This is a genomic window from Rhodanobacter sp. FW021-MT20 (genome assembly GCF_041107475.1).
GTDB lineage: Bacteria > Pseudomonadota > Gammaproteobacteria > Xanthomonadales > Rhodanobacteraceae > Rhodanobacter_A > Rhodanobacter_A glycinis.
In genome coordinates this window covers 1-20,894 of sequence record NZ_JBGBPX010000012.1, presented here as the reverse complement: position 1 = coordinate 20,894, position 20,894 = coordinate 1, and the positions used below count along the sequence as shown (strand labels likewise).

At 64.7% G+C, this 20,894-nt stretch carries 18 protein-coding genes; 8 read left to right on the top strand and 10 right to left on the bottom strand.

Annotated features, from left to right (window positions below; all coding sequences use genetic code 11):
* Positions 1–12: 12 nt before the first annotated feature.
* The 3 genes from AB7849_RS13130 to AB7849_RS13120 all read left to right on the top strand — a co-directional run bounded on the left by AB7849_RS13130 (position 13) and on the right by AB7849_RS13120 (position 4,309).
* On the top strand, positions 13–1,581 hold the full coding sequence (locus tag AB7849_RS13130) for a response regulator (protein WP_008213482.1): 1,569 nt from the start codon (positions 13–15) through the stop codon (positions 1,579–1,581).
* Positions 1,582–1,733: 152 nt separating this feature from the next.
* Entirely contained in the window at positions 1,734–3,065 is a 1,332-nt protein-coding gene (locus AB7849_RS13125) for an FtsX-like permease family protein (RefSeq protein WP_008213484.1), read from the top strand.
* On the top strand, positions 3,062–4,309 hold the full coding sequence (locus AB7849_RS13120; RefSeq protein ID WP_369501141.1) for an ABC transporter permease: 1,248 nt from the start codon (positions 3,062–3,064) through the stop codon (positions 4,307–4,309). The genes AB7849_RS13125 and AB7849_RS13120 overlap by 4 nt, the downstream gene beginning before the upstream one ends.
* Before the next feature lie 275 nt (positions 4,310–4,584).
* Here AB7849_RS13120 and AB7849_RS13115 read toward each other — a convergent pair whose 3' ends face one another.
* The 4 genes from AB7849_RS13115 to pgmB all read right to left on the bottom strand — a co-directional run bounded on the left by AB7849_RS13115 (position 4,585) and on the right by pgmB (position 13,045).
* Positions 4,585–5,991, bottom strand: a complete 1,407-nt coding sequence (locus AB7849_RS13115) for a sigma-54-dependent transcriptional regulator (protein WP_369501140.1) — start codon at positions 5,989–5,991, stop codon at positions 4,585–4,587.
* A gap of 79 nt (positions 5,992–6,070) precedes the next feature.
* On the bottom strand, positions 6,071–7,303 hold the full coding sequence (locus tag AB7849_RS13110) for an MFS transporter (protein WP_369501139.1): 1,233 nt from the start codon (positions 7,301–7,303) through the stop codon (positions 6,071–6,073).
* 115 nt (positions 7,304–7,418) lie between these two features.
* Positions 7,419–9,911 (bottom strand): TonB-dependent receptor, encoded by a 2,493-nt coding sequence (locus AB7849_RS13105; RefSeq protein ID WP_008216057.1) that lies wholly within the window; start codon positions 9,909–9,911, stop codon positions 7,419–7,421.
* Between the two features lie 29 nt (positions 9,912–9,940).
* Complete coding sequence (gene pgmB, locus AB7849_RS13100) at positions 9,941–13,045, bottom strand: beta-phosphoglucomutase (RefSeq protein ID WP_369501138.1); 3,105 nt, start codon at positions 13,043–13,045, stop codon at positions 9,941–9,943.
* 394 nt (positions 13,046–13,439) lie between these two features.
* Here pgmB and AB7849_RS13095 point away from each other — a divergent pair, with 394 nt between their 5' ends.
* Both AB7849_RS13095 and AB7849_RS13090 read left to right on the top strand, forming a co-directional pair.
* Positions 13,440–14,399: a LacI family DNA-binding transcriptional regulator gene (locus AB7849_RS13095; protein WP_050984386.1), complete on the top strand. Its 960-nt coding sequence runs from the start codon at positions 13,440–13,442 to the stop codon at positions 14,397–14,399.
* A 720-nt stretch (positions 14,400–15,119) separates the two neighbouring features.
* Positions 15,120–15,839, top strand: a complete 720-nt coding sequence (locus tag AB7849_RS13090; RefSeq protein ID WP_008213081.1) for an HAD family hydrolase — start codon at positions 15,120–15,122, stop codon at positions 15,837–15,839.
* Between the two features lie 207 nt (positions 15,840–16,046).
* Here the strand turns inward: AB7849_RS13090 and AB7849_RS13085 are convergent, their stop codons facing one another.
* The gene (locus tag AB7849_RS13085; RefSeq protein ID WP_008213079.1) at positions 16,047–16,331 is read right to left on the bottom strand and encodes a hypothetical protein; all 285 of its coding nucleotides are present in this window, start codon (positions 16,329–16,331) and stop codon (positions 16,047–16,049) included.
* Between the two features lie 66 nt (positions 16,332–16,397).
* Here AB7849_RS13085 and AB7849_RS13080 point away from each other — a divergent pair, with 66 nt between their 5' ends.
* Complete coding sequence (locus AB7849_RS13080) at positions 16,398–16,586, top strand: CPXCG motif-containing cysteine-rich protein (protein WP_008213076.1); 189 nt, start codon at positions 16,398–16,400, stop codon at positions 16,584–16,586.
* 140 nt (positions 16,587–16,726) lie between these two features.
* Here AB7849_RS13080 and pncA read toward each other — a convergent pair whose 3' ends face one another.
* On the bottom strand, positions 16,727–17,377 hold the full coding sequence (pncA, locus tag AB7849_RS13075) for a bifunctional nicotinamidase/pyrazinamidase (RefSeq protein ID WP_008213073.1): 651 nt from the start codon (positions 17,375–17,377) through the stop codon (positions 16,727–16,729).
* Between the two features lie 125 nt (positions 17,378–17,502).
* Here pncA and AB7849_RS13070 point away from each other — a divergent pair, with 125 nt between their 5' ends.
* Positions 17,503–17,892 (top strand): hypothetical protein, encoded by a 390-nt coding sequence (locus AB7849_RS13070; RefSeq protein ID WP_369501137.1) that lies wholly within the window; start codon positions 17,503–17,505, stop codon positions 17,890–17,892.
* Between the two features lie 54 nt (positions 17,893–17,946).
* Here the strand turns inward: AB7849_RS13070 and AB7849_RS13065 are convergent, their stop codons facing one another.
* The 4 genes from AB7849_RS13065 to AB7849_RS13050 all read right to left on the bottom strand — a co-directional run bounded on the left by AB7849_RS13065 (position 17,947) and on the right by AB7849_RS13050 (position 20,107).
* Entirely contained in the window at positions 17,947–18,327 is a 381-nt protein-coding gene (locus AB7849_RS13065; RefSeq protein WP_008213067.1) for a VOC family protein, read from the bottom strand.
* A 145-nt stretch (positions 18,328–18,472) separates the two neighbouring features.
* Positions 18,473–18,874, bottom strand: a complete 402-nt coding sequence (locus tag AB7849_RS13060) for a GFA family protein (protein WP_037100584.1) — start codon at positions 18,872–18,874, stop codon at positions 18,473–18,475.
* Positions 18,875–18,993: 119 nt separating this feature from the next.
* Positions 18,994–19,320, bottom strand: coding sequence for a nucleotide pyrophosphohydrolase (locus tag AB7849_RS13055; protein WP_008213065.1), 327 nt, complete (start codon positions 19,318–19,320; stop codon positions 18,994–18,996).
* A gap of 61 nt (positions 19,321–19,381) precedes the next feature.
* Positions 19,382–20,107 carry a hypothetical protein gene (locus tag AB7849_RS13050; RefSeq protein WP_037100580.1) on the bottom strand — a complete coding sequence of 242 codons (726 nt, stop codon included), beginning with the start codon at positions 20,105–20,107 and terminating at the stop codon, positions 19,382–19,384.
* 452 nt (positions 20,108–20,559) lie between these two features.
* Between AB7849_RS13050 and AB7849_RS13045 the strand changes: the two genes are divergently transcribed.
* Positions 20,560–20,894 (top strand): IS110 family transposase (locus AB7849_RS13045; protein ID WP_369501136.1); only part of this gene is annotated, 335 nt, incomplete at its 3' end.

Here is a 20,894-nt window from a genome sequence, read left to right as displayed (position 1 = left end):
TCAAGCACGCACATGAACGACAAACAGAACCACCCGGCCACCTTGCCGACGATTCGGGTATTGCAGGTGGAAGACAGCCAGCCCGATGCAGAGCTGGCGTTGGCCGAACTGGAAGCAGACGGCATCGCCTGCGAAGTGCGCGTGGTCGACGACGAGACACGCTACCTCGAGGCACTGGACGAATTCCAGCCGCACATCGTGTTGTCCGACCTCAGCCTGCCCGGCTTCTCCGGCCAGCGCGCGCTGGCCTTGCTGCGCGAGCGTGACGGCGAGCTGCCTTTCATCTACGTCTCCGCCACGCTGGGTGAGGAAGCGGCGATCGAGGCACTGCGCAACGGCGCCACCGACTACATCCTCAAGCAGAACCCGGCGCGACTGGCCAGCGCGGTGCGTCGGGCGCTGCGCGAGGCCGAGGCGCAGCGTGCCCATCGCCGTGCCGAAACGGAGCTGATGCGCGCCCAGCGCTTCGAAAGCCTGGCCATGCTCGCCGGTGGCCTCAGCCACGACTTGCGCAACATGCTGCAGCCGCTGCTGCTGGCCGGCGACAGCCTGCAGGACTACAAGGACGATCCACGCCTGGCGCGGCTCGGTGCGCTGGTGCGCGACTGTGGTCGGCGCGGGCTGGACATGGTGCAGTCGATGCTCTCGTTCGCACGTGGTGCGCGCCGGGCCGAGCAACTGCGACTGGGCAACCTGCTCGATGCGCTGGGCCTGCTGCTGCAGGGCAGCGTGCCGCATTCCGTGCGGCTTACCATCGACATGCCCGACCCCGAGCTCAGCTTCCAGGGCAACCACACCGAGCTGCAGCAATGCCTGCTCAACCTCTGCCTGAATGCGATCCAGGCCATGCCCGATGGCGGCGAGCTGCGCGTCGAGACGGCACAGGTCACCTTGCCGACGGACTTCTTCCTGGAAGAGGAGGAGCCGCGCAGCGGGCCTTATTTGCGCGTGGCCGTGATCGATACCGGCACGGGCATGGACGACGCCACGCTGGCACGGCTGTTCGAGCCCTTCTTCACCACCAAGGAAACCGGTACCGGGCTGGGCCTGCTGTCATGCAAGCGCATCATCGCCAGCCACGGCGGCCTGATGCGGGTGGAGAGTTCGCCGGGCCAGGGCACCCATTTCCATTTGTACATTCCGCTGGTCGAGCTGGCGGCCGACATGGCCGGCGAGGAAGATGCCGAGAGCTTGCAGGGCAACGCCGAGCGCGTGCTTGCCGTGGCCGAGGAGATTGCGCTGCTGTCGCTGCTCAGCGACACGCTGGATGCCTGGGGCTACCAGGTCCATGCCAGCCAGAGCGGCACCGCCGCACTGCAATGGATCGAGGCCGGCAGCCTGCCGGACCTGGTGCTGCTGGATGCCGACATGAGCCTGTTCACCGCCGAACGGACACTGACGGCGCTGACCGATCGCGGCTACGTCGGCGCGGTGATCATGCTCGCCAGCGCCGACCATCCACCGGCCCCCGAATCCCTGCCACCGTTGCCGCGCCTACATGTGCTCGACAAGCCGTTCTCCACCAGCAAGCTGCTGCACTGCCTGCGCCGGGCGCTGGTGGGCGATAGGGAGTGCGACTGAGGTCGCGGTGGAAAGGTACGTTCGCCCCAGGCAGCAGGTCATCTGCGGCCGAAGTGCAAAGGTGTGCCGCTTCGCTTGTCGCCATGGTGAAGTCTGGTAGTCTCCCGGCTCGACCATTCCGCTCGGGTGGTCGGGGGAATCCTGGGGGATCAATGCTCGGCTACTACTTCGACCTGGCACTGCGCAGTTGTCGGCGCAGCAAGGCGTTGACGGCGCTCGTGGTGGTACTGATGGGCTGTGGGGTAGCCACCTGCATGATTTCCTTCGCGGTGTTTCGAGCTGCTGCGGCCGACCCGATTCCGCAGAAGTCGCACCAGTTGTTCGTGCCGCAGATCGACAACTTCGGACCGGCGCACAACTGGAAGAGCGAGCCGCCGATCCTGCTCAGCTATACGGATGCCGAAGCGTTGTTGCATGCGCGTCAGGCGCGGCGGCAGGTGCTGATCTACGGCAGCAAGTGGACGGTGCTGCCGGATGACGCGCGGCAGCCGCCGTTCCCGCAGGAAGGCGATGCGGTGAGCAGCGATTTCTTCGCGATGTTCGACGCGCGGTTCCGCTACGGTGGCGGCTGGTCGAGCCATGCTGACGAGCAGCGCGCGGCGGTGGTAGTCATCAGCAGTGCGCTCAACCAGAAGCTGTTCAGCGGCGCGAACAGCGTGGGTCGCGAGATCAACCTGGATGCGCACGTCTATCGCATCGTCGGTGTGCTGGACGACTGGGAGCCGCGTCCGCGTTTCTTCGATGTGGCCAGTACGTACTATCCCTTCAGTCATCCGCGACAGCTCTATCTCCCGTTCAGTCGCGCCATCGACCTGCACAAGGCCACCACGGGGCAGTTCTATTGCAGCACGAATACCGTCGATCCCGACCTGCCGGACTGGAACAGCGTCCTGCGCAGCGAATGCGCATGGATCGCGGCCTGGGTGGAACTGCCTGCGCGCGCCGACGTGGCGCATTATCGCGACTGGCTGCGCAACTACGCGGCCGAACAGCAACGCCTCGGTCGTTTCGACTGGCCGCCGAACGTGCGCCTGTCCGACTTCATGCAGTGGCTGCACCAAGACAACTTCAACGTGATACCGAAATCGTCGACGTTGTCGCTGATTGTCTCGGTGAGTTTCCTGCTGATCTGTCTCGTCAACGTGGTCGGCCTGATGCTGGCTCGCTTCATGCGGCGCGCGCCGGAGATCGGCGTGCGCCGCGCACTGGGGGCGTCGCGCGGAGCGATCTATCGCCAGTTTCTGATCGAGGCGGCGGTGATCGGGCTTGCCGGTGGTCTGCTGGGCCTGCTGTTGACGGCCCTGGGCATGGCTGGCATCGGCAAGGTGTTCGAGCCGGAGATCGCTCAGCTGACACGGTTGGATGCGTCGCTGTTCCTGTTGACCGTCGTGGTCGCGTTGCTCGTTACCTTGATCGCCGCTCTGTATCCCACTTGGCGTGCCGCCCATGTGCAGCCGGCGTGGCAGCTGAAGGTGAACGGATGAGCGTGGCGATGCAGATGCGTCCGATCCTCGCCGCGCTGCGCCGGCACAAGATGGCCACGCTGTTGATCGTGCTGCAGATCGCGCTGACTCTTGCGGTGGTGAGTAACGCGTTGTTCATCGTCAAAACGCGGGTGGTGCATCTGTCGCGCCCGAGCGGCGTCGACGAGGCGCACCTGTTCGCGATCAACAACCAGTGGATCGGCCAGCCGGACGTGCCGCATATCCAAGCGCAGATGAACGCCGACCTGGCGACCCTGCGCAAGCTGCCGGGCGTGCGTGACGCGTTTGCCAGCCAGGCTTATCCGATGGAAGAGAGCGGTGGTGGCCTGGTGCGCCTCAAGCACCAGATCGAGCAGAAGAAGCTGCAGCTGGCGCTGTCCTATTTTGCCGATGAACATGCGCTCGATACGTTCGGCCTCACGCTGGTGGCCGGCCGCAACTTCCGCGCCGACGAGATCGGCAGCCTCGGGCCCCGCGACATGGTCGTGCCGGCGGTGATCATCATCACCCGCGACCTGGCCCACAAGCTTTTCCCGGACGGCACGGCCGTGGGTCAGCGCGTCTATCTCCGGGACGACGGCCCGAGCACGATCATCGGCGTGGTCGACCGGTTGGAAGGCAGCTACGCGGGCAGCGGCGTACGTTCGATCGACGAGGACACGGTGCTGGTGCCGGCGCGCTACGCCAGCCCCGATGACGGCGTGGTCTACCTGGTGCGCGCGCAGGCGGGTCAGCTGGACAAGTTGCTACATGCGGCGCCCGCGGCGTTGCTTGCGCAGAACCGCATGCGACTGATCAGTCCGGACGATGGCGTGGTCACGCTGGTGCAGGCCCGCGAAAAGGCCTACGCCACCGATCGCGGCGTGGCGATCATGATGGCTGCGATGTGCGGCCTGCTGTTGCTGGCGACGGCGGGCGGCATCGTCGGCTTGAGCAGTTTCTGGGTCGGTCAGCGGCGTCGGTCGATCGGCGTGCGACGTGCGCTGGGCGCGACGCGGGGCGACATCCTGCGCTACTTCCAGGTGGAGAACGCGCTGATCGTGGCTGCCGGTATCGGTTTGGGCGTAGTACTGGGCATCGCCGCGAACCTGTCGCTGATGGCGCACTACGAACTGCCGCGGATGCCGCTCTGGGTGCTTGGAGTTGGTGCGGTGCTGCTGTGGCTGCTTGGCCAGGTGGCGGTGCTGGGCCCGGCCCGGCGCGCGGCGTCGGTGCCGCCGGTGGAGACCACGCGCTCGGTGTGAGGGCACCCCGCCTTCCGTGCCCACACGTGGCCGACAAGCTGTGAGCGCTTACAGCCCTACGCAACGCGCATCACGCCCTTGCTCGTCATTCCGGCGCAGGCCGGAATCCAGTGAGGGTCACGCTTGCCCAAGCCGTACAGTCGCTGGATTCCAGCTTGCGCTGGAATGACGGTGAGGGAAGTAAGCCATGGGCCAGCAAAGAGAAGGGACTCACTGGTCGGCAGGCCAGCGAAAGCCTGCTATGGGTGAGCAACCTGGCGGCCACGGAACAACCGTCAATCGATGCCGAGTTTCTTCAGCTTGTAGCGCAACGCGCGAAAGGTGATGCCGAGCTTTCGGGCGGCGGCGGTCTTGTTGTAGCGGGATTCTTCCAGCGCCTTGATGATGGCGGTGCGCTCAAGGTTGCTGATGTAGTCGTCGAGGCCACCGTCGGGCGTGGATGCAGCGGCGGCAGGCGCGGCCGCCATGCCGGCCGGGGCTGGCGACGGCGGCGCGGGTTCGCCGGACATGCGCGGCGAACGTTGCGGCAGCATCAGGTCGGCGGCGGTGATGCTGTCGCCGTCGCACATCGCCATCGCGCGTTCGAGGATGTTTTCCAGTTCGCGCACGTTGCCCGGGAAATCGTAGGCTTCCAGCGCCTGCTTGGCGTCGGCCTGCAGGCGACCTTCGTCGCCACCGTTCTTCGCGGCCAGTTGCTTGAGGATGAAGGCGGACAGCAGCGGCACGTCGCCACGGCGCTCGCGCAGCGGTGGCACGCGCAATTCGATCACGTTGATGCGATAGAACAGATCCTGTCGGAACAGGCCCTGCTCGACTAGCGCGGCCAGGTTCTTGTGCGTGGCCGAGAGGATGCGCACGTCCACCGGTATTTCCTCGCGCGCGCCGATCGGGCGCACCGCTTTTTCCTGGATCGCGCGCAGCAGTTTCACCTGCATGTGCAGCGGCAGCTCAGCGACTTCGTCGAGGAACAGCGTGCCGCCGTTGGCGGCCTGGAACAGGCCTTCCTTGTCGGCGCCGGCGCCGGTGAAGCTGCCTTTGCGATGGCCGAAGAATTCGCTTTCCATCAGCTCGGACGGAATCGCGCCGCAGTTCACCGGCACGAACGGGCCGCTGGTGCGCGGGCCCTGTTCGTGGATCAGCCGCGCCACCAGTTCCTTGCCCACGCCGGATTCGCCGGCGATGTAGACCGGTGCCTGGTTGCGCGCCAGCTTGCCGATGGTGACGCGGACCTGCTGCATGGTCAGCGAGTCGCCGATCAGGCGGCTGCCGCTGGCGGCGGCATCGGGCGCATCGTTGCCGCCGGCGCGCTTTTCCTCGGCCAGCTTCAGCGCCGTGCGCACCAGCCGGCGCAGCATCTGGATATCGACCGGCTTGGAGACGAAATCGAACGCGCCAGCCTTGAGTGCATTCACCGCGGCGTCGACGTTGCCGTAGGCGGTGATCATCGCCACCGGCGTGTCGGGGTGTTCGTCCGCGATCAGCTCGATCACTTCCTGGCCGTTGCCGTCGGGCAGGCGCATGTCGGTGAAGCACAAATCGTAGCTGCGCTCGTCCAGCGCGCGGCGGGCCTCGGCAACAGTGCCGACGGCGTGGACCTGCAGGTCCATGCGGCCCAGCGTGATGGTGAGCAGCTCGCGAATGTCGCGTTCGTCGTCGATGACCAGGACGGTCTGTTGGCTCATGGGCGAATGGCTACTGCGTGGTTGACGGAAGACACGCAGAGTATCGCCCCGCAAGGGCCGGGTGCAAAGCGCTTCGGGCTCAGGCAGCCACCGGTCGGCGCGTTTCGCGACGGAAAGCCACCAGCAGGACGAGGATCAGCGCCATTGGCACCAGCGTCAGGTAGAACGCATCGTGGCCGCCGGCATGGGCGAAGATCATCCCGGTAAGGAATGAACCGAAGGTGCCGCCGAGCGCCGAGAACACCACGATCAGTCCGGTCATGCCGGCGTGGCGGTCCTTCGGCAGGGCGCTGAGCATCACCGAATTGAGTACCGGATAGATCGGTGCCATCAGCAGGCCGATCAGTGGAAACAGATAGGCCACCGGCGGCGCATCGAACCAGGTGACGTCGGCACGTGGATGCACGTGGGCGGCCAGTGGCAGTGCCAGGATCACCAGCGCCGCCATCGCCACCAGGCAGGCATTGAGCAGCGGATACCAGCCCACCCGGCGCAGCACCAGCCCGGCGCCGAGCCGGCCCAGTGCCAGCGATCCGGCATAGATGCTCACCAGCTGGATGCTCATCGCGGTAGGCAGGTGCAGGATCTCGTTGTTGAACGTGGGCAGCCAGGTGCCCAGGCTCTGTTCGATCAGCACGTACATGAAGATCGACGCAATGAACGTGTAGGTCAGCGGTTTGATCAGCAATCGCAGCATGTCGATGAAGGCGCCGCCCGGCATCGCGTGATGCGGTTTGGCGGCGGATTCGTCCAGCCGCGACACGGCCAGCAGCACGACCACCAGCGCGCACAGCGCCGCCAGTACCCAGTACACCCGCACCCAGCCCAGTCCGGCGGGATGGTGCGGTTCGATGAATGCGCCGAACAGCCAGTAACCGGCCAGCACGCCGACCATGAACAGGCCTTCGAGGATGTTCATCAGGCTGGCATGACGCTGGCGGTCGGAGGTAAGCAGGCCGATCGAGGAATACACGCTCACCTTCACCAGCGCGAAGGTGATGCCGATCACCGCAAACAGCAGCTTGGCCATGTTGAAGCTGGGCTGCAGCGCCATCAGCACGCAGGCGCCGCCGACCAGCGCGTGGCCAAGCATCATCGCGCGGCGATAACCCAGTCGCGGCAGGTACGAGGCGGTGACGAAGGACACGATGGCGATCGACAAATCCTTGCAGGCTTCGAGGATGCTGCCGCTCTGCTTGTCGATCGAGAAACTCAGGATGGATTGCAGGATCACCGTGCCGACGCTGTTCAACAGCACGGCATAGATCATGTAGCTCAGGCCCAGCGAGACGAGGATCAGCCAGCGGTTCATCAGTGGACCCGTGCAGTGGATTCGAAGGCAACCAACCGGTACGCACCGGGTGCCCGCCGCGAGCGGGGAGGGGATTTCGCGGCGGGTACCCGGCGGTACCGTAACCCGATCGGCGTCAGAAGCTGTAAAGCGCCGACAGCATCCAGCTGCGGCCGAAGATCGAGCGGCCGTAGATCACGTTGCTGGTCGAAGTGCCACTGAGGACGCGGTTGTTGCCTTCGGTCAGCGCCAGCTTGTTGGTGATGTTGCTGCCGTTCAAGCGCAGGTCCCAGTGGTCGCCCATCGCCATCTCTACACCCACGTCGATGGTGTAGTACGACGGCAGGATCTGCTGGTTGGCCAGGTCGCCGTAGCGCTGCCCCACATGGGTGTAGGTGGCGTACACCCGCGCCATGCCCCACGAGGTGGGAATGAAGTAGCTCGGCGTGACGCGGAACTGCAGCCGCGGCTGGCGCTCCACCTGGTTGTTGGAGTAGTCGCCGTACCTGTCGTAATGGGCGTTGGTGTAATCGCCGATCAGCTGCAGCTCGAAGTTCTCGGTGGGATGCAGCGCACCTTCGAACTCCAGGCCCTTGGCGCTGGTGGTGCCGGCCAGGGTCACGTTGACCAGCCCGTCCGGACCTTGCACGAAGGCCTGGTAGGGCAGGTCGCTGAAGCGGTTGTAGAACGCGGTGAGGTAGGCGCTGTAGTACTTGTTCTCGGTCTTGAAGCCGAGCTCGTACTGCTTCACCGTCTGGATCTGCGGCGTGCCGCCCTGGATGTCGTCGAACATCGGGAACAGCTGGCCGGAGTTGATTCGCACGAACGCCGAGGTGTGCGGCGTGAAGCTGTAGTTCGCGCCCGCCGTCCACGAGGCGTGGGTGGAACTCTGGTGGAAGTCCTTGTAGCTGCCGTTGAGCACCGAGGCGCCGTTGTTGTAAAGCGTCAGCGGATTGCCGTCGAGATCGACCACGCTGTTGTTCTCGCTGCGGCCGTTGGCACGCTGGTTTTCCAGGCGCACGCCGGCGTCCAGGCGCCACGGCCCGATCACCCATTCGTCGCTGAGGTAGCCGGCGACGTTGCGGCCGCTCCAGGCTTCGGCGAAGGCATAGGTGGCGGGGCCGCTGAAGCCGTTGTGCGACACCTGCGCGCCGTTGTTCAGGGTCACGTCGATCAGCCTGGCGTTGTTCTGCAACGTGGTCAGCACGTTGTTGCCCAGGAACCACTGGTCACGCGTGCCGTAGCTGGCGAAATAGGCGCCGGCGGTGAGCGTGTTGCCGTCGAAGATTTCCTTGTTCACGCGCACTTCGTCGGTGAACGAGCGGATGTGCTTCTGCACCGTCCACAAGCCGGTTTCCAGCACCAGCTGGTTCGGATCGACCGCCTGTCCGCCATGCGTATAGACGGCCGAACCGCCGCTGGCCATGCCGCCGGCGGCCACCACGGCCGGGTCGCCATTGGCGCGGGTGACGGCGTCGTTGATGTACGAGCTGATCGTCTGCGGCGGGTTGGAGCCGTTGAACAAGGCCGTGGTGGGAACATCGCCGCCCACGAAATTGGCGCGGTTGCTGACCGACCAGCCGTCGCCGAATTTCCAGTCGAACTTGGAGCCGAACACCGACAGGTTCATGCCGCGGCCGCCGGCGACATCGCGGTTCACCGTGCCCGGCGGGTTGCCCGGCGTGGTTTCGATGCTGACGTGGCGCAGGTCGTTGCCCAGCAAGGTATCGCTGCTCGGATCGAACTGGTCCAGCCGGTGCAGCTTGCCGTTGATGCTGACCATCGGCGAGGAGGTGAAGAAGGCATCGTTGTCGTGGGTGTGGCGCGCCGAGAACGAGATCGAGCCGTTGTCGTTGTCGAACTTGCGGGTGAGGATGGCTTCGAGCTGGCCGCCGCGGTTGACCTGGAATTGCGCGTCGTGCACGCCGTCACCTTCGCGCGCAAAACCGCCGCCGGCGAAATACCAGTCCTTGGCGATCTCGCCGCCCCAGTAAGCGTCGAAACGGCGGAAGCCCTCGGTGCCGACGGTGGCGCGCAGGGTGCCGGCGCCGTCGGGCGTGTCGGTGCCGTCCTTCTGGATGAAGTTGACAGTGGCACCGGGCTGGCCGCTGGCGAAGATCGGGCTGGGGCCGCCGCGCAGCACCTCGACGCGCTTGATGCTGTCGTCCAGGCGGAACAGGTCCGGCGTGCTCATGAATGACAGGCCGGAGCTGCCGTACAGCGGCGAGCCGTCCAGTTCGGTGGTGACGAAGCGTGCGTCACCGGCGCCGGGGAAGCCGCGCACGTAGACGTTGGCGCCGGTCTGGCCGCCGCTGGCTTCCACCCACACGCTGGGCACGGCCTTCAGCAGGTCGGCGGTGCTGCTGGGCGCGACATCCTTGATGTCATCAGCCGACAACGTGGTGATCGCGTAGCTGGCGTCGATCTGGCGGACGCCGCCGGTGCTGGCCGAGCCGGTGACCACGACCTGGTCCAGCGTCTTGGCCGTTTGCGGCCGTGCGGCCTGGGCGGCCTTGCTGGTGGTTGGCGTGGAGGTGGCTGAGCTGTCCTGCGCGCAAACCGTGCCTGACATCAACACGGCGACGATGGCGGCAGGCAACATTTGTCGTGCGAAACGATGGGTGTTCATGTTGGTATCTCCCCAGGTGGCAAGTTTGGTCAAACGATGGGCGGCACGTGGCCGCGTTCGTCCTGCGTCTTCTTTTCTGGTGTTGCGAAATCGGTGATGTCGAACGCGGCGATGGCGGGCAAGACGACATCGGCCTGGTGCAATGCGCGGGTGTCGCCAATGCCTACCGCCGCCATCCCCGCGGCATGGATGCTGGCGACGCCGGCGGCGGCGTCTTCCACGCCGAGGCAATCGGTCGGGGCGAGTCCCAGGCCGGCCGCGGCGGCCAGGAAAATTTCCGGATCGGGCTTGGCGTGCCGGATGTTCCCGGCATCGACCACGTAATCGAACAGCTCGGCGATGCCCAGTCGTTCCAGCAGCAGCGGCGCATTGCGGCTGGCCGAGGCCAGTGCTGTTTTAAGGCCGGCGCGGCGTGTCGCGGCTACCGCTTCGCGGGCACCGGGCAGAAGATTCTCGGGGCCGAAGTGTTCGATCTGCTGGCGGTAGTAATCGTTCTTGCGCGTGGCCAGCGCGTCCTTCTCGGCTTCGCTGTAGCTGCGCGTGGCGTTCTCGAGCAGGATCTCCAGCGAGGCACGGCGATCCACGCCTTTCAAGCGTTCGCCGACGGCATCGTCGAACGGCAGGCCGATCTCGTCGGCGAGCTTCTTCCACGCCGCGTGGTGCACCACCGCGGTATCGGCAATCACCCCGTCGAGATCGAAGATCACCGCCTTGAACGGTTGCGGGAAGCTGGCCTTGCCGGACAATGCGCAGGTCACGGGATGATCCACGCGCAGGATGAGCGTGCGACCGTGATGGCGGATCTCCAGCGGCGCACCTTCGAGCAGGCTGTACTCGACGCCTTGCGCCTGCACGGCCACGCGGATCTGCCGGCCACGCCAGCGCATGCCGAAGCGATAGCCCTGCCATGCCGCGGGCAGGGTCGGTGCGAAGCTCGGCACGCCATCCACGCAACGCAGGCCACCGAAGCCCCACGTCAGCCCCAGCCAGCTGCCGCCCATCGCGGCCAGATGCACGCCGTGCGCGGTGTTGCCGTGCAGGTCGTCCAGGTCCACGCGCAAGGCTTCCTGGAAGTAGCGCCACGCCTTGTCCGCGTAGCCCACTTCGCTGGCCACGATGCCGAAGGTGGAGGCCGACAGCGTGGAGTCGTGCACGGTCACGCCTTCGTAGTAATCGAAGTTGCGGCGCTTGCTGTCGCGGTCGACATCGTCGCCGGCGAGCACGAAGGCCTGCAGTACGTCGGCCTGCTTGCAGACCTGGTGGCGGTAGATCGTCAGCGGATGCAGGCGCAGCAGCAGCGGTTGATGTCCGGCGTCGTCGCGCAATTCGGCCGGCAGGCGCGGCTTGTCGAGGAAGGCATCGTCCTGCGGGAAGATGCCCAGCCGTTCGTCCACCGGCAGGTACATCGCATCGGCGGCGCGGCGCCACGCGGCGATGTCGGTATCGCCCAGCGTGATGGCAGCGGCGAGGCGCGTGTACGTGTCGGGCTGTTCGCGCGCCAGCCACTCGGCCACGTCGGCGGCGTGGCGCAGGTGCCGTTGCGCCATGCGGTTGGTGTAGTGGTTGTTGTCGACCAGCGCGGTGTATTCGTCCGGCCCGGTGACCTGGCAGATGCAGAAGGCGCCACCGTGGCGCGGACTGTAGTTGCCCACCTGCAGCCACAGCCGGGCGGTCTCGAACAGCATCTCGGCGCCGCCGTCGACCAGCACGCCGGTGTCGCCGGTGGCCTCGACATAGCGCTGCAGCGCGAAGGCGATCGCCGCGTTGATGTGGTACTGCGCCGAGCCGCTGGGAAAGTAGGCGGAACATTCGTCGCCGCTGATCGTGCGCCACGGATACAGCGCGCCGCGGGCATGGTTCATCTCGCGGGCGTGGGCGCGGGCGCGATCGAGTTTGCGGATGCGGTAATCCAGCATGCCGCGCGCCAGCTCGGGGGCGAGACAGGCCAGCGCGGGCAGCACGAAGGCTTCGGCGTCCCAGAAATAATGGCCCTCGTAACCTTCGCCGGTGAGGCTCTTGGCCGCTGCGCTGCCGCGACCGTCGGCGGCGGTGGACTGGCGCAGGTGGAACAGGTTTACGCGCAGCGCCTGCTCGGTGGCCGGGTCGCCGTCGATGGCCAGGTCGACGCTGCGCCAGTAGTCGGCGCAGGCGGTTGCTTGCAGCGCGAGGTGTTGCTCGAAAGGTACGCCCAGCGCCTGTTGCAGCGCGGCGGTGGCCAGGTCGAGCAGGGTGGCATCGGTGCTGCCGTCGCCGGGTTCGCTGCAGGCGTAGGCCACGTATTTTTCCAGGGTCACACTGTCGCCCGGCGCCAGCGTCGCGGTGTAGCGCTGGCGGGCGCCCTGCGTGTCGGTCGCGGCGCTGGCGAAGGCGAGTTGTCCATCCACCAGACGATGACGTTGGGCGCAGGCCAGCCGGATGTTGCTGTGGCGGGTGGCCTGGCATACCGAGGCGCCGGAGGCGTCGGCGCTCGATGCAGCAAGCGCCAGGCCGCCGTCGATGCGTGCGCCGATGCGCGGGTCGTCGCCCTGGCCGATGGCGGCCCCATCAGCGGTCAGGCTCGAATCGAGCGTGAGCGGGCCGCGATAGTCGACCGAGCGTACGCGGTAGCGAATGCACAGCAGGCCGGCGGCGTGCCACGGCACGATGCGTTCGGCATCGATCTCCAGCGTGGCGCCGGCCGGCGAGCGCCAGCGCAGGTGGTGGCGCAGGCAGCCAGTGCGCAGGTCCAGCGACTGTTCGAAGTCCTGCCATTCCCCCGCGGCCAGATCGACCGGCTGGTCGCCCAAGCGCAAGCCGATGCGGGTGCCATCGACCACCGGCAAGCGGGTGTCGGTGTGGCGGGCGAAGCCGGGGAAGCGTTCGTGATATTCGATCGGCGTGCGTTCCCACACCCCGGTGAGGAAGCTGCCCTGGCTGGGGCTGGGCACTTCTTCCAGGCCGCCACGTACGCCCAGCGTGCCGTTGGCCAGGGCGAACAGGCTTTCGTGATGCGCGGCGCGGGCCGGATCGTGATCGGTGCGAACCAGTCGCCATGGGTCAATGGCGCTCGGGTCGATGGCGCCCGCGCTGCCGCCATGCGAAGTCATGTCCGCATGGCGGCTGGCCGTGGCCGATGGCGCATCACGATCTTGCACGCAGAACTCCCCTCAGTGGATATCGGCTACGCCATCGGCGGCCGGAATGACGCTTTCGGGCGGAGCATACGAGCGAATGATATCGATATCAAGTTATCGATATCATTCGCCGTGATGACGGTTGCGACTATGGCCGTCGGACGCCATTCCACGCCCGCCCGTTGAATACCTCTCGATGGCGGGCGACACTGGGGCGCCCTTGATCGATCCGCACTTCTGCTGCGGATCCTGCCGAAGCCGTGGAGCCCATGCCGCCGTCGCGAAAAAGCCAGTTGGACCTCGACGGATGCCGGCACGGGATGCCCGCAGCGCGGGCATCCCGCCATCGTGCGGAGGGCATGGCTTGAGCCCGGTCAAGAAGAAGCAGCCGGTGGCGGTGCGCCCCAGCCCGACCATGGCGGACTTGGCCAAGCTGGCCGGGGTGTCCAAGATCACCATCTCGCGGGCGCTGGCCGACAGTCCGCTGGTCACTCTCGAGACCCGCGAGCGCATCCAGGCGCTGGCGCGCAAGCACGGTTACAAGCTCAACGTCAGTGCGCGCAATCTGCGCTTGCGGCGCAGCCACACGGTGGCGGTGATCGTGGAAATGACGCCCTCGTCCAGCCGCACCATGTGGGATCCGTACCCGCTGTCACTGCTGGGCGGCATTTCGCAGGAGCTGACTTCAGCCGGCTACAGCGTGCTGCTGACCACCCGCCAAGGTGCCGCGAATGCCGCGGTGCAGGCGGCCGACGGGGTGATCCTGCTCGGCCAGGGCGTGCGCCAGGACGCGGTCAAGTTGTACGACAAGATGGGCTTGCCGATGGCGGTGTGGGGCGCGGAAGGCGACCACGACAACCACATCGTGGTGGGCAGCGACAATCGCCAGGGCGGCATCAGTGTGGCCGAGCGGTTCCTCTCGATCGGACGGCGCCGCCCGGTGTTCATCGGCAACTCCGATCACCCGGAAATGGCGCAGCGCCTGCATGGTTTCGTCGACGAACTGGCCGGTCACGGCATCAAGCCATTATTGCTGCAGCGGGTCGACTGGACGCTGGACTCGGGCGCCGACGCGGTGCGCTCGCTGGCCAGCCGCAAGGTGCATTTCGATTCCATCTTCGCCTGCAGCGACTTGCTGGCGATGGGCGCGATCCGCGCGCTGGTGGAACTGGGTTTGTCGGTACCCAACGATGTGTCGGTGGTGGGCTACGACGACACCCCGCTGGGCGCCAGTTTTTTGCCGCCCTTGTCCACCGTGCGGCAGAACTGGCAGGAAGGCGGGGTGCTGCTGGCGCGCAAGGTGCTGGCGCTGATCCAGGGGCAGGCGGTGGCATCCCAGATGTTGCCGACTTCGTTGATTGTTCGCGCGACCTGATTTTTTTGGGGTTTGGATGGTCGCATGTTGGCTTGTCTGTGGGGGGCTTTCGCTCGTTCTGACGTGGTCGATGGGTGGCTCGCCTGCGGCGGGCTTTCGAGCGCCTGCCGGCGCCCGAGTTACCTCTCTTTGCTGGCCCAAAGAGACGTAACCCAGAGAAATGGCCTATGGGACCCGCCGACCCTACAAGCCTTGGCGGTCGAGGTATTTGGGAACTGAAGTGGCTCTTCCTGTTACACGGGCGGCCACACCGCGCCGTCACCGAAAACTGAGGGGTAGGAAGAGCGGGCGCGGGTGGTCGAGCTTGGCGCTACGGTGTGCGGTTTTTATCCCCCTTCGAGAGCGGCGCGCGGCGGAGGATCAGGCCCGCAGGGTGGCCGGCAGGGATGCCGGCCAGTTCGACGCCAGGGCAGGAAGCCCTGTCGGCGAACCCCCGTAGCCGTGCGCGGACCCTCCGGCTCGTAGAGCCGGTGGGCGCGAACGCAGGGTGCCCCTCTTTTGGTTCCGTTTTCTCGGGCAAGCGAGAAAATGAACTCGCCCGTCGGCAGACGGGTGAAACCCCGGCACCAAAGGTGGCGGCACGCATCCCCAACATTCCGGTCGAAACGGTACGACCATCGAAAACAAGTTGTAGGGCAACAGAAATCCGGCAACGCGTGCGAAGCACCCACACTCTCCCTTGCGGTACGCTGGCACGCCCATCGCAACGACGCACCCTGCATGCTCCGACTGATCGGTTTCGACGGTGACGACACGCTGTGGCACAGCGAGGATTACTACCGGCAGGCGAATGACAGTTTCGCCGCCATCGTCGGCCGCTACGTGGACCTGGCCGATGCCGAGGTGCACGCGACGATGCTGGCTACCGAGCGGCGCAATCTCGCGTTGTTCGGCTATGGCGCGAAGGGCATGACGCTGTCGATGGTGGAAACCGCCATCGTGATCACCGACGGGTGCATTGCCGTGGCGGACATCCATCGACTGGTGGAGCTGGGCAAGAGCGTGTTGCAGCATCCGGTGGAATTGCTGCCGGGTATCCGCGAGGCGGTGGCGGCGGTGGCGGCGGAGTATCCGGTGGTGCTGATCACCAAGGGCGATTTGTTCCACCAGGAGAAGAAGGTGGAACAGTCGGGACTGGCCGAATTGTTCGGTCGCATCGAGATCGTCTCGGAGAAGAACCCGGCCACTTATCGTCGCGTGCTGGCCGAGTTCAAGCTGCCGCCGGAACAATTCGTGATGGTCGGCAATTCATTGCGTTCGGATATCGAGCCAGTGCTGCGCCTGGGCGGCTGGGGCGTGCACATGCCGTACCACGTAACCTGGTCGCACGAGCTCGATCATGGGCTGGGCGCGGACGATGCGCAGCGCATGCTGACCGTGGATGCGCCGGCCGGCATCGTCGCGGCAGTGGCCGAACTGGCCGCGCAGGCGCAGGGCTGAGCGCCGTTCACATCTTTCCGTACGAACGCACAGGAACAGTATGTAGGAGCTCGCTCGCGAGCGATGCTCCTGCTCCGGCGCTCCCGTAAGCGGCAGGCAAAAGCATCGCCCGCGAGCGAGCTCCTACCAGGCGAGAGGCTGGACGAGATTTTGGGCAGGCCTTGAGATATCTGCCCATGACCTCCGGGCGCTTCGCGTTGCCAGGAGTCAGTCCTGCGCGGAGGGTTCCTGCGTGACGTCGTCGGCGAAGCCGGTGTAGTTGTCGGGGAACACCGGTGTGCCATCCTCTTCCAGCGAAAGCATCGCAGCCAGGGTGGTCGCGGCTGCTTCCTCGGCCACTTCCTGCTGGCGGAAACTGCGGTTTTCGCAGATCGCGTAGTACACCGGGAAACCGTGACCCAGCGGGGTGACCGCCAGCCAGGCGGTGTAGCGCGAGCCTTCCAGGCTGGCGCCGGAACGGACGCGGTAGTGATCGAACGTGCGCTCTGCCATGACAATCCATCCACGTGGGGAAGGCGAGTATAACGTCGCCACTTCCCCCGCTGCCGGAGCGTTCCCATGCTCACCCCCGTCGACATCGACTGCCCCTACTGCGGTGAGCGCATCGAGATCCTGCTTGATACCTCGGCTGGCGATCAGAATTACATCGAGGATTGCCAGGTCTGCTGCCGCCCGATCACGGTCCATGTGTCGATCGACGACGAAGGCGAAGCACAGGCCTGGGTGTCGGGCGAAAACGAGGCTTGATGCGGTGAGACTCCGCGCATAACTCGCTTCCGTAGGAGCGCACCCTGTGCGCGAACGCTTTTGGCCATGTATCGCGAAAGAATTTTCGCGCACAGGGTGCGCTCCTACGTGGTCTCGGTGAGGTTATTGGAGGTTGGCCGTTACGCCTGCAGCCCCGCCGACTCCACCGTGCCGATACCCGCCTCACTCAGGTTGGCGCGCAAGGCCTCATCGCCACCCGGCGTGACCGGACGGGTGAGATCCCACAGCAACTGCGCGCGGAAGCCTGACGCGACCGCATCCTGTGCCGTCCACAAGACGCACACGTCGCGCGCCAGGCCGCACACGTAAACCTCGTCCACGCCGCGTTCGCGCAGCCAGCCGGCCAGTCCGGTCACCGGGCGCGTGCCCTGCGGACCGTGGTTTTCGCGAAAGGCACTGTACGAATCCACCTGCGGATCGCTGCCCTTGCGCAGGATCAGGTCGGCTGCCGTCCAGTCAATCGCCGGATGCAATGCGGCGCCCGGCGTGCCCTGCACGCAATGGTCCGGCCACAAGGTTTGCGGATGACCGTGCAGTTCGATCTGCTGGAACGGCGCGGTGCCGGCGTGGCCGCTGGCGAAAGATGCGTGGCCGCGCGGGTGCCAGTCCTGCGTCGCCACCACATGGCGAAACAGGCGACGGCGCAGCAACTGGTCGATGCCCGGCACGATCGCATCGCCCTCATGGCAAGCCAGCGTGCCGCCGGGCATGAAGTCCGGTTGCACGTCGACGACGATCAGCGCGGCATGTTCGTGGATGGTGTGGGGCATGGGAAGAAGACGACCATCAAGGGGCAGGGAGGCCTGCCGGAATGGCGGCTCGGTGGACTCCAGTCCGGCAGCACCCTAGTCTAGCGGTCAGGCGGATGTCGCCGGAACATGGGGAGCGACAGACGATGGAATACAACCAGTCCTGGATGGCCATCGGCCTGATGGGCGGGCTCGAAGCCGGGGCGATCAGTCTGGCGGCCGGGTTCCTGCTCTACCTGATCCTGCACCTGGCCAATCGTTACCTTGCATGGAGCGAAGGCCCGCGCATCGGCTGGTCCTACTTCATCGCCATCGTGCTCACCGCCAGTGGTGACCTGTGGAACCTGTTCTACTTCAACTACAGCTCGGGCCTGCAATCGCTGCAACTGTTGCGCGCCAAGCTCGCCGCTGTGCACGACCCCGACCATATCGGCATGCGCGTGCTGTTCGAATTCCTCGGTGCCGCCATTGGCGTGTATGTGGCTTGGGCATTGTTGAGTGGAGACTGGAAGCGGCGTCTCACCCGGCGGGGTTGAAGATCCCCGGTCACCGTCAACGCGCCGCGCCACGGGATGATGTGCCGGCAAGTTTCAACTGCCCGGCAGCGGCTCCCAAAGCTCGACCTTGTTGCCTTCCGGGTCGAGCACCCAGCCGAACTTGCCGTATTCCGACTCCTCTGGTCCGCCAAGCACGTTGCAACCGCTGGATCGCAGCGACTCAAGCAGGCTGGCCAGATCATCGACGCGATAGTTCACCATGAACGGTGCCGCGCTGGGTTCAAAGCACGCTGTGTCTGCGCCGGCAAGACTCCACGCGGTGGTGCCGGTGGGTTGCTCAGTCGTGCCCCAGCGAAGCGTCGCACCGCCCCACGGCTGCACATCGAGCCCGAGGTGCTGCGCATGCCATTGGCCCAGCGCCTTCGGATCCTGCGCCTTGAAGAAGATGCCGCCGATACCCGTGATGCGTGCCATGAGATACCTCGTTGGGCTGGGGTGCTGACGATTGGGGCCATTGGCGCGCAGCTTTTCGCGCGGCCGCTCGGATGAGTGAAAAGAAACAAAAGAGGCAAGGTTTGCCTATCTGCAAAAGCAAGTGAACCTGATCCCTCGATTCCGCTTACGCAATATGTTCGATGTCGGAAGGCATGGAAACCCAGGAATGCATTCGCTCTTCGTAGACCGATAGGGTGGGGCCTGGAAACTGCGGGTCGGCAAATGCGCCGACGGGAATGGCGACATTGCCCTCCATGGCGTCTGATGTGTAGTAGACGGTGGATCCGCGGACGGGACAGAAGTGAAAGGTCGCCCTGGACCCTTCGTCCCCAGCGCGAACGAATTCGCTGCTCTTTCCGCTGATCGTGACCGAGGCCGACGGGAACCGTGCCACGACGCCAAAGACGCTTCCGGTTCGTTGCTGACACGCCAGGCAGTGACAAACGCCAACCCGGATCGGATCAGCGGTCGCCTGTGCCTTGAGCTGACCGCAACTACATGAAGCGCTATGGATGATCTTGTTCATTGCCGGACCCAACATGCGTTCTGACCAGCGAACCACAATGCCGTCTCATGTCGCAAGACTTCGCTGGTGCTTGGCGTCTGGATTGCGCAGTGGCGCAGCCGTCCGCCTCGAATGAATTGTCACGTAGCCAACTGGCTGGATACATGCTCTATCAATTCGCGGGTGTTCCTGGAGTACTCCGCCTCCAAGTCAATGCCACACTTGTTCGCAAGAACCATGATGGACCAGAGGCAGTCTGACAACTCATGCCCAAGCTTCGCCTTGCAGTCGTCAATTTTCCGAACGCCCGCATCCGCCTGAATCAGTTTCGCCAGATCACCAACGTCGCCTACGAAACCAAGCGTAAGCTCCTCCGTGGTCCACGCGCGCCCATACATCTTGATTTCAAGCTCTTCGTAGAGCTTATTGAGTTTCAGGGCAGTTTTTTCCAGATCAGTAAAGTTCATGTTGATTCCGCGTGACGCCAAGGGTCCGCTGCATTGAGTTGTTAGGGCGGTTGCCGAGGACTTAAGTAATTTCGTTTATCTCGCGCGAGAGAAATGCGGGCATTTGCCGTTTTGTTATGTCTGCTAATTTTAGCTTGTACTTGTCTTTGTCCATAAACCAGAACCCTCGCCCGGTAATCTGCCCAGAGCCTGCACCTTGCCCTTTGAATTCCGTTTGGATGAAGTACCTGTCCCCGAGACGGTATCCGACTGCCTGCACGATACACAGTCCCACGGTTTGGCGCTCGACCTCCAATTCTTCAGATGTAGCTATACGGAGAAGCTCACGATGACTAGGCCACCACGTTTGCCACGCCTTTCCGGTTTGATCTACGACTGCAACTTTGTAGACCTCGGATATGCTTATACCGTCAGGTAACGCTATACGTAGCTCAGTTTTCTCGCCATCAGCCAATTTTATCGCGTGGCGTGGTTCTTGTTTCCATAACCATCTGCCGCGCTTGTGTTGCGCCCACTTTGTAAGACGATGCCAACGCGTACGAGGAGTCAAATAATAGCGAATGTGATCCAGCGTCACAGGGCGTTTTCCGAGTGAGCGGACTGTAATGCGGTGCGTCGGATGTGATGGAGAGTCGAAGCCGAAAGATGACTTACACGTAAGCTTGCGCTTGTCTTGCGCCTGCTGCTTGAAGCGAAGCCACAAGCCAATTAACCCGGCGAAGGTTCCGATCGTACCTGTAATGGCACCCCATACGGCGATAACTGTTGTGGTTTCAGGGCTGGCCATGAAATATTTAGTCCTAACGCTGGAGTTAAGCGGCGCGCGGCTTTTCGCGCGTCCGCTTGGACGAGTGGTTAGGCTTGCGCCCGAAGACCGCAAACTCGACGACGAGGACGACAAGTAAGCCGATGAGCCATGCGGGTGCCAAGAAGACAAGAAATGTAACAAGCTGGAAAGATAAGTGGTTTGCGTAAAGGTCGGGGCTGGGTGGCCCAGAGAGGGCTGCATAGGTGCGCCACGTGCAGTGAGCCAACATGCCAATGAGCCACAGGACCGTGGTGGCGCTGTAGATGGTCTGTGGCTTACGAAGCGATTTGCGCATTTAAAGCCTAACGCTGGAGTTAAGCGGCGGCGTAGCCGTCCGCCTTGAACGAGTAAAAAGAGACTTCCCCTCCCTTTCGGCCTCGAGGGCCATGATGGTGTTGCGACACAACCGTCACTACGAAGAGGAAGTCTCCATGAGCACTATAACCATCGGCGTGGATTTGGCGAAGAGCGTGTTTTCGGTGTGCGAAGTCGACGCCTCAGAGCGTGTCATCCGGCGACTGGATCTCAAGCGCGACGCATTTGCGCTGTGGCTGGCGCAGGTGCCGGCCGGTACGGTGGTGGCGATGGAGGCGTGCAGCGGGGCACATCACTGGGCGCGTCGTTGCCTGGAGCATGACCTTGAGCCGCGGATCATCGCCGCGCAGTTCGTCACGCCGTTCCGTAAAGGCCGCAAGACCAAGAATGACCGTGCCGATGCTGAAGCCATTGCCACGGCGGCGCGGCAAGGCAACATGCGCTTCGTGCC